This window comes from Paracoccus onubensis, from assembly GCF_003591515.1.
GTDB lineage: Bacteria > Pseudomonadota > Alphaproteobacteria > Rhodobacterales > Rhodobacteraceae > Paracoccus > Paracoccus onubensis.
In genome coordinates, this window is the sequence record NZ_QZCG01000007.1 from 32,845 (window position 1) to 46,650 (window position 13,806).

The following is a 13,806-nucleotide window of genomic DNA, read 5'->3' on the forward strand; positions in this document are numbered from 1 at the left end:
TCAGGGCCGGCGGATAACCGCGTCCGCCCGCAATTCCTCCAGCAGGGCGTTCGCCATTTCATTTGCCTTGCGGTTGAATAATTGCTCGCGCATCGCCGTGCGATCTGGAATGCCCGATTGATCGGGAACGGCGGCCTCCACACCATCCGGTTCTTCGGCGGTGGTGGCGACATCCGAATCATCCTGCGCCAGTAATGCAGATTGACGCGAGCAAAGCATGACCAGATCCGCGCTGCCGCCATAATCCACGACACTGGCCTCATCCGCATCCAGCGAGGCAAGCCGGGTGGCGATCAGCGTCGGGATTGCGCTTTGCGAAGCGGTCTGACGGTTGATCCGCGTGGATGCCGTGCCCGCCTGAACATAAAGATCCGCACAGCTCTGGCTGCGTGCGGCAAGCGAGGCGGCCTCGCTGGCGGATGTCAGCCGGAGGGTCGCATAATCCAGCAATTGCTCGCGCGCGCCGGGGCGCAATGTGCCTTGGCTGTCACGAAGCCGGAACAGGACGACGGCACCGGTCACATTAAGAGGTTGCGAGACCTGTCCGGGCTGAAGTCCAAGAATGACGGGGCGCAGGCCCGGCGGCAGATTATCGATATCGACCCACTCTAACTGGCCGCCCTGTCTGCCGGAATCGGCGGCGGAATATTGGCGTGCCGCCTCTGCGAACTGGGCATCGCTCGGGTTGCTTGCGACGATGGAATTGGCAAGCTGCATTGCCTGATCTTCCTGGCCTTCCGGGGCGGGAATGACCAGTTCCGAAAGCAGGACCCGCGTCACGATCGGAGTCTCGATCACCTGTTTGAGGGCCTGATCCACTTCGGCGTCGCTGACATTGATCGCCGGCAGGAGCCGTTGACGGATAACGCCCCGCCATGCCACGCCTGCCTCGACGAAATCGCGAAAGACCTGATATTCGACCCCGGCATTTTCCAGCGCGGCAATGAATTCCGGCGCGCTCATATTCGCGCGACTGGCGAATTCCTCAAGCCCGATATCCAGCTCTTCTTCGCTGACCTGGATACCCATCTGCTGCGCCTCGAACATCCGCAGCCGATCCTGAATCAGCGCATCCTCCGCTGCCTTACGGTCCGTGTCCCCGGCACCGAGAAGCTGCATGAAGCGTATCCGCTGATCTATCTCGTAGCCCGTGACGGCACGATCATTGACATAGACCACCGGCTCGAATGGATTCTGCGCCGAGGCGGGCGTGAATTGCCCGAACACCATGCAGGCCGAGATGGCGATGCCGGAAATAAGATGCCGCATATGCTGCCCCCAAATTCTTCTTCGGCCCAAGACTAGCGCATGCAGCTGCGCCGCGCCACTGTGCCCGGGATGTCTTTTTGCCTGCCGAACCCGCCAAGACGGACCGACAGATCGAAACTTGTCTCTGGCCGCACGTTATCCGAATCGGTGAAGCGGCGCGACAGGCCCATCTCCACGCTCACGCATTCGTTTCTGTAGGTGAGGTCCAAAGCTGCCATCTGTGCCTGATTTGCGGTGAAATCATAGCGCGTCTCGGCACTGCCCCACCAGCCATCCGTGATCTGCCAGCCGATATTCGCAGTGAATTCGTTGATATCTGTGCGGCGGCCCTCGTCCTGATTGCTGTCGATCCACAGATGGCCGGCAGAAAGCTGCAGATCGGAGCGCAGCCAGCCAAGTCGCAATTCATTGCGCGAGAAGTTGAAGGAATCGTCGAACAATGCGCGGTTCGAGATGGCCAGCCCGGTTCCGCTGTCGTAATGCGCGGCCAGCAGCCAGTCCGAGTGCTGCCCGCTAAGCGGTGAATCCTTGGGGAATTGGCTGACGGCCCGGTCGCGGAAGACCCGCCCTCCGGTCAGGCCGATGGACCAGCCTTGAGGATCGATTCGCGTCCAGCTGACGCCCAGATTCGCACGCAATCCCGTTTCCCGAGCGTCCCAGCCCGGGAAACGATTGGTCGAGAACAGGTTGCCTTCGTCGAATTCGATCAGGCGGCTATCCTCGTTCGGGATATCGTCATCACCGCCGCGAGGGGACCAGAGAAGCTGCACCACCGGCTCGACCAAATGCGTGGCGCCGCCAGAATATCCGGCCAGCGGCCAGCGAAGTTCGACACCTGTCGTTGGATAGGCGCGGAGGACGGCATCCTCGTATCTGTTGTCCTGCGCGATGCGGTAAAGATCCGCGTCCAGCCCCAATATCGCCGCGCCGACGAAACCGCCTGGAAGGATCTCGCTGCGACGCCAGTCCAACCCGAATGAGGCCCGGGCGATGTCGCGGCCCTTCACGTCCTCGTCCGAGGGGCGGCGATGTGCATGAAGCGACCATTCCATCAATGCTTCTCCGCCGATATAGTTCGGGGTGAAGCGACGCTGCCAAAGTGCGTCGGCAACCTGCGCAGGCGATGTGTCATTATCTTCGTAATCGCGAAGCGAATGATAATTGCCGACCCGCGCGATCAGCAGCTTGTCGCGCTTGATCCGCTCCAGAGTCACACCGCTCCAGAGCCGGTCTGCTTCGGTGACATCGTAATCCAGCAGATAGCTGCGATCCGAGGCCGCCTGAATCCGTACCCCCAGCTTATATCCGCGCGGCAACTCGAACTCGGCGGCCCCGAACAGATAACCGCGCGTCTCGCCCGGTTCGATATCGTCCCGGCTGATTGCGCCGCTCCACTCCATCGCGCCATTTCTGAATGCCTGACGATAGCGCAGTTCCAGCGTGCGTGTGCGGCTGGTCGAGAAATAGGGAATGATCGTCATATCGGCGTGGTCGCCGAGGGTGACGAAATAAGGAAGCTTCATCCCGAAGCCAAGCCGCGAGGTGGTCCGGAATTCCGGCCTGAGAAAGCCCGAGCGCCGTTCGACCGTCGGATCGGGCGCGGTCACCGTAAAGGGAACAGCGGCAAGCGGCAGGCCGAAGGCGCGAAACTGTGGATGATCAAGATGAAGCAGGCTCGTCCGGGCGTCATGGGTGATGCTGCGCGCGCGGATTTCCCATAGCGGCACTGGATTCTCGGCACAAATCTGGCAGGCCGAGGTCACGACATTCTCCAGTCGTGTGAAACGGCCCTGCTCGCTGCGGGTGGCCTGTCTGGACGCCAGTTGCAACTCATGAGCGATGACCAGCCTTGCGCCGCGGACGATGCCGTCCTGCAATTCGCGGTCCAGTTGCGCAGAATCTGCGATCAGGATCGCTGCCGCTTCGGGATCCGCCGCGCCCGGCCGTGACAGATGGATCGGTCCCTCGATCGTCAGTTCTCCGCTTTCGCCGTCCACGATCATGCGCGAGGCGACCAGCCGTGCGCCCTGATACCAGACCACGACGCCGCCCGCGGCGATAAGCGTCTGGTCCCCCTGCAATACCAGACTGTCGGCCAGAACGGTCGCCGCCTCATCGGGCGATTCCGCGTCGGGGACCGTTCCATCAAGGGTAATATCCGCAGTTGGTTCTACCGTTTCCGGCAGGCGCGGTGAAGGCGTGCGATCGGCGACGGGGCGATTGGCCAGCGGGGTGGCCTGAGGCGCAAGCGCGGCCCCTCCTGCACGTTGCTGGATGCTGGAATCGGCGGGGGCCTGCCATTCCGGGCCTGCTGAGCCGGAGGCGGTATTCTGCTGTGCCGCCGCCAGTCCGGGCAGCAGCACCGCCAGCCCCGCGATGCCAGCCAGCCCAGTGGTCCTGAGCAAACCCTTGTGTCGTCTTGCGGTCATCCGTCCTCCCGGTGCAGGATCAGGCCAAGGGCCAGCAGCGCCCCGATCAGCGGAGGTGCCGCCGCCGCCAGCGGGGGTGGAAGCTGTCCGTTCTCGCCGAGAATTTGCGCCATATTACGCAGGAAGAACAAGCCGATCCCGGCGGCAAAGGCCAGAAGAACCGCGATTCCGGTATTTCTGCCACGGACATGCTGCATCGAGAAGGCGGCGGCGATCATGACCATGGCAGCCATGACGAAGGGCCGCGCCAGTTCCATCTGCAACCAGACCCGGTGCCGGGCGGCGCTGAAACCTGCCCGCTCGAGTCCAGCGATAAAGCCGGGCAATTGCCAGATCGGCACTGAATCGGGCCGCCCGAAGCCATCGCGGATCCGCTGGGCGGTCAATTCGGAGGGCAGGGTGAGTGTCTCGTTTTCTGTCGCGGCGGCCTCGGGATTCGGGCGATCCAGCGGATATTCCTTGACCCCTGTCAGTTGCCATTCGCCGGGGGCAAGCCGCGCCTCGCGCGCCTCAATCCGGCGTGTCGGCCCGCTTTCGCGCTCGAAAATCAGGAACCAGGCATCGTAAAGCGTGGTCGCATCGGGGCTTGCGCGTGCGGCGCGAATGACGATCTGCCCGGCATCGTCACCGGTCTCGGCCTCCGATTGCCGAAGCCAGACGGCGCTGTCACCGACGGAAACGGTCTGTCTCCCGTCGCGCTCGATATTCGCGACCGCCGAGTCGAACATCTTGCCGGTCGCCGCAACGATGGGATTGAATAGCCCGACGGTCAGGAACCCGATCAGCATCGCGGTGACGGCGGGCGCGGTCACGACCTTGATGCCCGAACGGCCCGAGGCCCGGATCGCCACCATTTCGGAACTCCGCGCGAGGTTGATGAACAGCGCAATGCCCCCCAGAACCGTAATCAACGGCAGAATGGCATAGAAACTGCCCGCGATATTAAGCGCCGCAAGACGCGCCGCCCCGGTCAGCCCGATGTCTCGGTCCGCAAAGCGGCGGATCATCTCGATCATGTCGATGAGAAACAGAATTAGCAGAAAAACTCCGGCGATAAGCAGGAAACTGCGCAGGAAACGCCGGGCGACATATCGGGCAAGAATCACGCCGTGCCCTCCTTGCGTGATTTCAATCGTGGCCGGGGCCGTGGTTTTGCTGCAAGCCAGAGCAACATCAGACTGATCGCGGTACCGATCAGAGCCGGCATATATAATAACGGCCAGAGATTGAAATTCTTACCTACCTGATCCGCTGCGGCGTTGCTGACGAATTGCACGAAGATCAGCAGCAGAATCGCCCAGAAAACCTGTCGCCAGACTCCGAAACGCGAGAATCCGCCCACCAGCAATGCCGCGAAACCGATCATGGCGGAAACCGGCGACAGGAATGGCTGCGCAATACGTTCATGTGCCTCGCGTTTTGCTTGTCCGGCGCTTGCGCCGGTGGCATTCAGCAAGTCCTGATCGGGATTCAACAGACGCCAGGTCGTATATTCGCGCAAATCCTGCCCGCGCCGGTCTCTGGCGTGGAACATCGCTCCGATATCATAACTGAACTCGGAAAATCGAACCACCGACAGGCGCCTGTTGCCGTCCTGCTTGCGCATATTCTGCGACATGCCCTGAAGCAGCACCAGAACGGGGCCGGTATCCTTGCGGACGACCAGAGCTTCTTCCGAGCTGTATATCGTCTGGTTGTCGGGATTGCGGGCGTCTTCGATGAACAGGTCCAGCAGCCGGCCGTCTTTCGCGACCTCGCGGATGAACAGGGTGACGCCTTCCGTCGGATATTGAAACTCGCCCGGGCGCAGGAATTGCGCGGTGACATTTTCGGCGATTGCCGTTTCGCGCTCGGCAAGTCGCGCGCGGGCCATCGGTACAAGGCCATGAACGAGAATGGCGACCAGAAGCCCGACGAAGATGCCGAAGACCAGGACCGGGCGCGCCAGTCTCCACGGCGAGAGGCCGGCGGCCTGCATGGCGACCATCTCGGATTCGCCCGTCAGCCGGTTGGTGCCATAGGCTGATGCCGCGAAGGCCGCGACCGGCAGAACCACCGAGATCACGATCGGCAATGTCAGGGCGGTGAATTCCAGAACGACCAGCGCCGTCTGGCCGTCGCTCAGCAGGTCGTCGAACAGACTGACGGCGCGGTTGATCCAGTAGACTGAGACCAGTACCAATGCGAAGAAGCCGAACAGGGTCAGCAACTGGCTGAGAATGTATCGGTCGATCCGGGGCATTCGGGGCGGGCCTTTTGATCCTGCGGCGTTCTGCCCTGATTAGCGGCAAGGACGGCTCTGGCCAAGGGGAAGTTCCGCCGCTAGAACGGTTTGGCGACCGACGGCAACACCTGTTCATGCGTTTTGGTCGGGCCGGGGGCTGTCTGCCAGCCGGGTCCGGCCGGGTCAATCGCGGCAGCGCATCGGATGGAATTCGCCGATGTTGCCGGAGTCGTTCGGGCCGGATGGCCAACCGTTTCAGGAGGATGCATGACACACCCCGTCGAGATTTCGTTTTCCCAGATCGCCGCTGATAAGCTTGCCGGACACAAGGGCCGGGTGGCCGTGATCGTTGCGCCGGGTGGGCGGTTGCCTGCCGGTCTGCCACGTGCGGCAAGCGCTGCGGCGCGGCGGGCGCTTGATTCCAAGGCCGGAAAGGCGCTCAAGCCGGGCGCGTCGATCGAGCTTGCATTTCCAGCCGGAATGGCCGCGGATGCCCTGCAACTCATCGCCCTGCCTGCCCGTGCCTCGGCCGCTGAGGCGCGGAAGGCAGGCGCTGCAATTGGCGCGAAACTGGGTACTGTGCATACGCTGGTTGTCGCGGGTGCTCATCGGCAGGCGAATGAAATCGCGCTTGGAATTGCGCTGAGGGGATATGATTTCTCGGTTTATCAAAGCAAACCGGATGCGGACGATACAGAATCCGAATCCGATAAAGCGCGGGTGACCTTCATGGTCAAGGAACCCGAGGCGCTGGCAAAATCGGTGAAAGACGGCGCGGCGGTCGCCGAAGGAGTATTCTTCACCCGCGATCTGGTGAACGAACCGGCGAATGTGCTGACCACAAGCGATTTCGCCGACCGGCTCAAAGCGATGGAAGAGATCGGCCTGACGGTCGAAGTGCTGGAAGAGGACGAACTCTCGAAGCTGGGGATGCGCGCGCTTCTTGCTGTGGGGCAGGGCAGTGAAAGCCCTTCGAAAGTGGTCGTCATGCGCTGGAATGGCGGCGGTGACGAGGCTCCGTTGGCGCTTGTGGGCAAAGGGGTTGTGTTCGACACGGGCGGGATCTCGATCAAGCCTGCTGCGGGTATGGAAAGCATGACGATGGATATGGGTGGCGCGGGTGTCGTGGCAGGCGTCATGCGCACTCTGGCACTGCGTCAGGCGCGGGCAAATGTCGTCGGACTGGTCGGTCTGGTCGAGAACATGCCCGATGGTCGCGCACAGCGCCCGGGTGATATCGTCAAATCGATGAAGGGCGACACGATCGAGATCGTCAATACCGATGCCGAAGGCCGCCTCGTGCTGGCGGATGTGCTCTGGTACGCGCAGACCCGCTTCGAGCCGAAGGCGGTGATCGATCTTGCGACATTGACCGGTGCCGTAATCATCGCGCTGGGGCATGACAATGCCGGAGTGTTCTCGAATGATGACAAGCTGGCTGCCAATCTGCTTGCCGCCGCGGGTGCGGAAGGCGAGGGCGCGTGGAGGCTGCCGCTTGGGCCGGGATATGACAGCCTGATCAAGTCGCGACTGGCCGATATCAAAAATTCGGGTGGCCGTTCGGCGGGATCGATCACGGCGGCGCAGTTCCTGCAAAGATTCATTCGCAAGGATCAGCCCTGGGCGCATATCGACATCGCCGGTGTTGCGCTGCCCGAGAAGGCCCCTGATCTGGCCCCGAAAGGTGCAAGCGGTTGGGGTGTCATGACGCTTGACCGTCTGGTGCGCGACAAGTTCGAGGGCAAGTGATCGCCCGATGGGCAATGTGCTGTTCTATCACCTGACCCGCTCGCCCGCCGAGGCGCTACTGCCGGTTCTGATCGGCAAATCGCTTGCGGCAGGCTGGCGGGTCGAGTTGCGCGGAACCGATCCGGGCCGGATGGACTGGCTGGACCGTCAGCTTTGGCAGCGTGAGGGGTTTCTGCCGCATGGACTCGCAGGGGGGGCTCATGATGCGCGGCAGCCTGTGCTGCTGACGGTGCCGGGGCAGGCGGCTGGCAATGATCCGGCCTGCCTGATGGTTCTTGACGGAGCCGAGGTGGACAGCGCGGAATGCGGCCGGCTTGAACGCGCCTGCATCATTTTCGACGGTGGTGATGCGGGGGCCGTCGCGTATGCCCGTGATCAATGGAAAACATTGACCGGCGCGGGCGTCACCGCAGAATACTGGTCCGAAGAATCCGGCCGCTGGGAGCGCAAGCGATAACCTGTTTCGGTACCGGCCGGAAATGGCGGCGGCCCGGCCTGTCCAACGGTGCGGGATTGCGGATTTATCGCAGCACTATTTATCGCAGCACAGGGGGGCGGTCCTGTTTGCGCCGTATGTCCTCTACCCCCATGCGCATTCCATTACCGATCCGATGTGCCAAAGCGGACCAGGCTCTGGCGGTTGCCGCTGGCAAAAGGCGATCCAGCGTTTCGTCGAAAAGTGCCAGCCACAACGCGAAATGTTCGGGACGGACGTCACCCGCAGCCATGTGGACCTGCATCGGATTTCCGTCATAACCCGGTTGATGCAGGATTGCGTTCTTCCAGAATCCGGCGATCTTCGCTTCATGAGCGGGCCAGTTCGTGACATGGCGCGCGAAGACCGGCCCCAGAACCTCGTGCCGGCGGATTGCGGCGTAGAACACCCGTATCACCTGTTCGAGTTGCTCTTCGGTCAGATCGAAACGCGGCGGGATCATGGGCTTTGCCTTGTCTTGATGCCGATCGGTAAGGCGGGCAGGGATTCCCCCGCCAGGGGCGGAACAAGCGTACCCGCAACCAGCCGGGTCAGGACATGTCTGATTCCGGGCCATCGCGACACCGGCGCAAGAATATGGTCGCGCAGATGTGACAGGGCGTTCATCCTGGATTGATACATCGGCGTAAAGAGCGCGCTCATTCCCTGATAGATCCGCACATGCCACCGGCGCATGGCGGCATAGGCCGGCAAAGCGTCCTCGACTGGCAAGCTTCGCAGGGCGGCGCAAAGCGCAAGCGCGTCCAGCAAAGCCATATTCGCCCCTTGTCCCAGTTGCGGGCTGGCGCGGTGGGCGGCATCTCCGATATGTGCCAGTGCCGGAGCGAAGGGACGGGCAAGGGTGCCATGGCTGTATATGGCGGGAACCATCTGGTCGTGCCGGGTTATCGCGGCGATGAACGGCTCGATTCCGGGCCATAACCCGATCACCTCCCTACGCCAGCTATCCAGCGGCCGGTCGTGCCAGCCCGGAATTTCGTTGGCAGGAAGGGACCAGAAAATCGTCGCGACAGATGCCTTGCTTCCCGGCAGGCAGCCGACCGGCAGGATTCCGGCCATGCGGCGTGAGCCGTGATAGCATTGCCGCAACTGGTCCATGGGCAGATCATGCGCGTCGGGCCAGGGCACAGTGCCCCATAACGCCCCATAGCCCAAGGGTCGAGCGCGCAGTGGCGAAATCGCCGATCCTGCGCCGGCCGCATCAATGACCAGATCGAAGGGGCCGTAATTGCGCCCGTCCTGCAAGATCACGCGGCGTTTATCTCCGTCCGGCGCAGCTTCGGCGACCGTGGCCGAGGTGATCAGGTCGATATCGAAGCTTTCCACAAGTTGCCACAGCATGTGAAACAGGCTGGCGCGATGGAAGGCGCGTCCCGGATGATCCGGAGGGTAGGATACATCCAGCGCCAGCCTGCCGGCCCGCGCGTCATGCCCCAGCATGCGGTTGATCGGAGAAGATAACCGTCGCGCTTCTGGACCCAGCTCCATATCATCGAGAACGCTCAGCCCGACCGGTTGTATGACCAGCCCCGAACCGATCGGGCGGGGCGCTTCGAAACGCTCGAATATCGTGACGTGATGTCTGTCGCGCGTCAGCAATGCGGCGGCGGCAAGCCCGCCTATTCCTGCTCCGATGATGGCAATTCTCAGTTTCATGATGCCTTGGTGGCCCGACCCGCGCGGGGTTGCAAGCTGATTGATTGACGCAACGCGGCAAGAGCTGTTATCGAATCCTTCCGGTCGCAGCCCACCCGGTCAAAACAGGAGCATGAATGAGCCATTATACCGACAAACTGACCCAACTTGGCGCAAGGACGGCGCTTCCCGAAAACCCGGAGGCCGCGGTTCTGGAGCGTGTGCCTAACCCGCGGCCGAACGAGCTTTACACGGTTCGCTTTACCCAGCCCGAATTCACCAGCCTGTGTCCGATCACCGGCCAGCCCGATTTCGCGCATCTGGTGATCGATTACGTGCCGGGCGAATGGCTGGTCGAATCCAAGTCCCTGAAGCTGTATCTGGGCAGTTTTCGCAATCATGGCGCATTCCATGAGGATTGCACCGTGGGGATCGGAAAACGGCTGGTCGCCACCCTGTCGCCACAATGGCTGAGGATCGGTGGCTATTGGTATCCGCGCGGCGGGATGCCGATCGATGTGTTCTGGCAGACGGGTGAAATGCCACAGGGATTGTGGCTGCCTGCGCAAGATGTGCCCGGCTATCGTGGCAGAGGCTGACGGGATCGATCGCATCCGGCGTTACGGGCGATAATTCCGCTGAACAGCCCGCCCGCCTGCATCAAATCCTTTGACGGTGCGGTGACAGGGATTTAGAACGATTTAAACCTGCGATCTCGCAAGCATCGGCGGATGGTCATGAAACAGAGAAAAGTCACATTGGGCGAGGTTGCCCAAGTCGCGGGCGTATCGCGGGCCACCGTTTCGCTGGTTGTTCGTAAATCGCCGCTGGTTGCCGATCACACCCGGCAAAAGGTCGAGCAGGTGCTGGTGGATCTGGATTATGTTCACGATATCGGAGCTGCGCGTCTGCGCAATAACAGCAGCCGGACCATCGGTGTCATCGTTCCCAATCTGGTCAATTCCTTCTTTACCGAGTTTCTGTCCGGCGTCGAGCAGATGATGAGCGAGGATGACCGTGTCGTCTTGCTTGCCAATAGCGATGACGATCTGACCCGGCAGTCGCAAATCCTTCAACGTTTCCGCGGGCACGGGGTTGATGGTGTCATCCTTTGCCCCGCCGAGGGCACGGATCCCCAGCTTCCCTTGCGGATGCGGCAATGGGGTTTGCCTTTGGTGCAATCGCTGCGCGAGGTCGGTGACAATGCTACCGATTACGCCGGGGCGGATTACATCAAAGGCGTACAGCTTGCGGTCGGGCATCTGGTCGAGCATGGTCATCGGCAGATTGCCTTCCTGTCGGTATCCGCCCGGACCTCGGCCCGGGTAGAGAGGCTGGAAGGGTTCAGCCGCGCGATTGCCGGCACCAAAGCGCAGAATGCCGGTATCGTCGAGGCGGAACTGAGTTGGGAAGGCGCCGCCCAATCGGCGGCGAAGGTACTGGCGCTGCAGGGCACACCATCGGCGGTCCTGTGCTTCAACGATGTTCTGGCTGCCGGGCTGATGCTTGGTCTGCGCCGCGCCGGGCGCGAACCCGGACGGGATATCGCGGTCGTGGGTCTGGATGATCTGCCTCTGGCAGAGCTTACCTTTCCGCCGATGACAAGCGTTGCGATGTGTCCCGAACGGATTGGCGCGGCTGCCGCCCGGCTGCTGGCCCGTCGTCTTCAATCCCCCGATGCGCCGGTCGAACGCTCGGTTGTCGCTCCAAGCCTGATGATCCGGGAAAGCAGCAATTTAAGCGTCAGTTGACGTGTTGACTTATTATTTAGATCGTTCTAAATCCGTAAGAACGCAACATCCGCAGGGGAGGGCAGATGTATCAGTTCAACTTCCAGCCCGTTTTCGAAAACCTCGACCTGCTGCTTCATGGCGCATGGTTGACGGTGAAGCTGTCCTTCATGGCAATGTGTCTGGGGCTGATCGTTTCGGTGTTCGGAGCGGTTGCAAAGACCTCTGGCATTCGTCCGCTGCGCTGGCTGGTCGATATCTATGTCGAGGTGATTCGCAACACGCCTTTTCTCGTGCAGATCTTTTTCATCTTTTTCGGCCTTCCTGCCGCCGGGATCAGCATGTCGCCGAACGTTGCGGCGCTGGTCGCGCTTGTCATCAATGTCGGCGCCTACGGGACCGAGATCATTCGCGCCGGAATCGAATCCATTCCGCGAGGCCAGATCGAGGCGGGCCGCGCGCTTAGCCTCAGCCCGGTTCAGATCCTGCGATACGTGATTCTGAAGCCTGCGTTGCGGAATATCTATCCTTCGCTGACCAGCCAGTTCATTTATCTCATGCTGACCTCCAGCGTCGTTTCGGTCATCTCGGCAAATGATCTGGCCTCGGCGGGGGCGGATCTGAATGCGAAAACCTTCGCCAGTTTCGAGATTTATCTTGTCCTGACGATCCTTTATTTCCTGCTGGCCTTTGGCTTCTCGACCCTGTTCGGGGCCATTCGGCGCGCCTTCTTCACCTATCCGGCGGGGCGCTGACATGATCCGTGAATTTTCATCGGCAGATATCCTGTTCATCGTGACCGCGGCGCGCTGGACTCTGATCCTGTCGGCCATCGCCTTCTTCGGAGGGGCCATCGGCGGGCTTCTGATCGCGCTGTCGCGCAGTTCGCACAGCGTCCTTTTGCGCCGCCTGGCCGCGTGGTTCATCCAGGTCTTTCAGGGAACGCCACTGCTGATGCAGTTGTTTCTCGTCTATTTCGGCCTGTCCGTCGTGGGCCTGCCGATCGATCCGCTGCTGGCCGCCGCCGTCGCTTTGACGCTTCATGCGAGTGCGTATCTGGGCGAGATCTGGCGTGGGGCCATCGAAGCGGTTCCCTCGGGACAGACCGAGGCAGCCAAAGCGCTTAGCCTGTCTTACAGGGATCGGATGCAGCATGTCATCCTGCCGCAGGCAATGCGGGTTGCGACTGCGCCGACGGTCGGTTTCCTCGTGCAGCTGATCAAGGGCACATCGCTTGCTTCGATCATCGGCTTTACCGAGCTGACCCGGGCGGGGCAGATCGTCAATAACGCGACCTTCAAGCCCTTCCTCGTCTTCGGGACGGTCGCAATCCTGTATTTCGCGCTGTGCTGGCCGCTATCTCTTCTGGCACGGCATATGGAAACCCGCATGCGCCGGGCAATCACACGCTGACAATATCTGGGAGGAAAGAAACATGAAACTGAACCGCCGTATCTTCACAACCCTCGCGGCCGGAGCATTCGCCACCGGCCTCGTTGCGCCGGCGCTTGCTGCCGAACTCGAGGATATCGAATCCGCAGGTGCCGTTAAGATCGGCATGCTGGTGGATTTCCCGCCTTTCGGCATTCTGGATACCTCGGGCAATCCGGATGGCTATGATGCCGATGTCGCCAAGGCGCTGGGCGAATATCTGGGCGTGACCGCGCAGATCGTGCCGGTAACCGGCCCCAACCGGATTCCCTATCTTCTGTCCGGACAGGTCGATGTGCTGGTCGCGTCGCTCGGGATCACCGAAGAACGCGCCCAGAAGGTTGACTTCTCGATCCCTTATGCGGGGATCAGCATCGCGGTTTACGGCGACTCATCGCTTGAGATCGGCGATGCAAGCGGGCTGGAAGGTCAGTCGATCGCCGTCGCGCGGGCCTCGACGCAGGATACCGGCGTGAGTGAGGTCGCGCCGGATGGCACCGATATCCGCCGCTTTGACGACGATGCCAGCGCGGTGCAGGCCCTGATGTCCGGGCAGGTCAAGCTGATCGGCGCGTCCAATGTCGTCATGTCCCAGATCGCCGACAGCACCGGTGACCGCTTCGACAAGAAATTCGACCTGTCCAGCCAGGTGCAGGGGATTGCGGTTGCGCCGGGCTCGGATGCGCTTCTGGAAAAGGTTAATGCTTTCGTCAGCGATGCACGTGAGGACGGGACACTGGATGAAATTCACGAGAAATGGCTGGGTGAGCCGCTGCCCGATTTCGTGAAGGAAGCCGAGTGACGACACGCGTCCGGCCATGGGCCGGGCGCTTTTCAGGGGAA

The 13,806-nt window shown here is 61.6% G+C and carries 13 protein-coding genes; 7 read left to right on the top strand and 6 right to left on the bottom strand.

What is annotated here, in order from left to right:
- From D3P04_RS11085 to lptF, 4 genes are read right to left on the bottom strand one after another with little or no spacing between them, the layout of a single operon-like run.
- Positions 1-1,269, bottom strand: coding sequence for a peptidylprolyl isomerase (locus tag D3P04_RS11085; RefSeq protein WP_119748835.1), 1,269 nt, complete (start codon positions 1,267-1,269; stop codon positions 1-3).
- Positions 1,270-1,301: 32 nt separating this feature from the next.
- The gene (locus D3P04_RS11090) at positions 1,302-3,698 is read right to left on the bottom strand and encodes an LPS-assembly protein LptD (RefSeq protein ID WP_119748837.1); all 2,397 of its coding nucleotides are present in this window, start codon (positions 3,696-3,698) and stop codon (positions 1,302-1,304) included.
- Positions 3,695-4,804: an LPS export ABC transporter permease LptG gene (gene lptG / locus D3P04_RS11095; RefSeq protein ID WP_119748839.1), complete on the bottom strand. Its 1,110-nt coding sequence runs from the start codon at positions 4,802-4,804 to the stop codon at positions 3,695-3,697. The genes D3P04_RS11090 and lptG overlap by 4 nt, the downstream gene beginning before the upstream one ends.
- Entirely contained in the window at positions 4,801-5,940 is a 1,140-nt protein-coding gene (gene lptF, locus D3P04_RS11100) for an LPS export ABC transporter permease LptF (RefSeq protein WP_119748841.1), read from the bottom strand. Before lptF ends, lptG begins: the two co-directional genes overlap by 4 nt.
- A 249-nt stretch (positions 5,941-6,189) precedes the next feature.
- Here lptF and D3P04_RS11105 point away from each other — a divergent pair, with 249 nt between their 5' ends.
- The gene (locus D3P04_RS11105; RefSeq protein ID WP_119748843.1) at positions 6,190-7,671 is read left to right on the top strand and encodes a leucyl aminopeptidase; all 1,482 of its coding nucleotides are present in this window, start codon (positions 6,190-6,192) and stop codon (positions 7,669-7,671) included.
- A 7-nt stretch (positions 7,672-7,678) separates the two neighbouring features.
- The gene (locus tag D3P04_RS11110; protein ID WP_119748845.1) at positions 7,679-8,128 is read left to right on the top strand and encodes a DNA polymerase III subunit chi; all 450 of its coding nucleotides are present in this window, start codon (positions 7,679-7,681) and stop codon (positions 8,126-8,128) included.
- Between the two features lie 79 nt (positions 8,129-8,207).
- Here the strand turns inward: D3P04_RS11110 and D3P04_RS11115 are convergent, their stop codons facing one another.
- Positions 8,208-8,609, bottom strand: coding sequence for a group III truncated hemoglobin (locus D3P04_RS11115; RefSeq protein ID WP_119748847.1), 402 nt, complete (start codon positions 8,607-8,609; stop codon positions 8,208-8,210).
- Entirely contained in the window at positions 8,606-9,823 is a 1,218-nt protein-coding gene (locus D3P04_RS11120) for an FAD-dependent oxidoreductase (protein WP_119748849.1), read from the bottom strand. Before D3P04_RS11120 ends, D3P04_RS11115 begins: the two co-directional genes overlap by 4 nt.
- A gap of 116 nt (positions 9,824-9,939) precedes the next feature.
- On the opposite strand from D3P04_RS11120, the gene queF reads away from it, so the two are divergent.
- From queF to D3P04_RS11145, 5 genes are all read left to right on the top strand, one after another.
- The gene (gene queF / locus D3P04_RS11125) at positions 9,940-10,401 is read left to right on the top strand and encodes a preQ(1) synthase (protein ID WP_119748851.1); all 462 of its coding nucleotides are present in this window, start codon (positions 9,940-9,942) and stop codon (positions 10,399-10,401) included.
- Positions 10,402-10,539: 138 nt separating this feature from the next.
- On the top strand, positions 10,540-11,553 hold the full coding sequence (locus D3P04_RS11130) for a LacI family DNA-binding transcriptional regulator (RefSeq protein ID WP_119749201.1): 1,014 nt from the start codon (positions 10,540-10,542) through the stop codon (positions 11,551-11,553).
- 65 nt (positions 11,554-11,618) lie between these two features.
- Positions 11,619-12,287: an amino acid ABC transporter permease gene (locus D3P04_RS11135; protein ID WP_119748853.1), complete on the top strand. Its 669-nt coding sequence runs from the start codon at positions 11,619-11,621 to the stop codon at positions 12,285-12,287.
- Between the two features lies 1 nt (position 12,288).
- Positions 12,289-12,945: an amino acid ABC transporter permease gene (locus D3P04_RS11140; protein WP_119748855.1), complete on the top strand. Its 657-nt coding sequence runs from the start codon at positions 12,289-12,291 to the stop codon at positions 12,943-12,945.
- Between the two features lie 22 nt (positions 12,946-12,967).
- A complete protein-coding gene (locus D3P04_RS11145; protein WP_119748857.1) occupies positions 12,968-13,765 on the top strand; it encodes a transporter substrate-binding domain-containing protein in 798 nt (265 codons plus the stop codon).
- Positions 13,766-13,806 lie beyond the last annotated feature (41 nt).

Bases quoted from the DNA above. Each gene is read 5' to 3' on its own strand.
- D3P04_RS11120 (WP_119748849.1), bottom strand. From the start codon at position 9,823: ATGAAACTGAGAATTGCCATCATCGGAGCAGGAATAGGCGGGCTTGCC.
- D3P04_RS11135 (WP_119748853.1), top strand. From the start codon at position 11,619: ATGTATCAGTTCAACTTCCAGCCCGTTTTCGAAAACCTCGACCTGCTG.
- D3P04_RS11130 (WP_119749201.1), top strand. From the start codon at position 10,540: ATGAAACAGAGAAAAGTCACATTGGGCGAGGTTGCCCAAGTCGCGGGC.
- queF (WP_119748851.1), top strand. From the start codon at position 9,940: ATGAGCCATTATACCGACAAACTGACCCAACTTGGCGCAAGGACGGCG.
- D3P04_RS11110 (WP_119748845.1), top strand. From the start codon at position 7,679: ATGGGCAATGTGCTGTTCTATCACCTGACCCGCTCGCCCGCCGAGGCG.
- D3P04_RS11085 (WP_119748835.1), bottom strand. From the start codon at position 1,269: ATGCGGCATCTTATTTCCGGCATCGCCATCTCGGCCTGCATGGTGTTC.
- D3P04_RS11115 (WP_119748847.1), bottom strand. From the start codon at position 8,609: ATGATCCCGCCGCGTTTCGATCTGACCGAAGAGCAACTCGAACAGGTG.
- D3P04_RS11105 (WP_119748843.1), top strand. From the start codon at position 6,190: ATGACACACCCCGTCGAGATTTCGTTTTCCCAGATCGCCGCTGATAAG.
- lptF (WP_119748841.1), bottom strand. From the start codon at position 5,940: ATGCCCCGGATCGACCGATACATTCTCAGCCAGTTGCTGACCCTGTTC.
- D3P04_RS11090 (WP_119748837.1), bottom strand. From the start codon at position 3,698: ATGACCGCAAGACGACACAAGGGTTTGCTCAGGACCACTGGGCTGGCT.
- D3P04_RS11140 (WP_119748855.1), top strand. From the start codon at position 12,289: ATGATCCGTGAATTTTCATCGGCAGATATCCTGTTCATCGTGACCGCG.
- D3P04_RS11145 (WP_119748857.1), top strand. From the start codon at position 12,968: ATGAAACTGAACCGCCGTATCTTCACAACCCTCGCGGCCGGAGCATTC.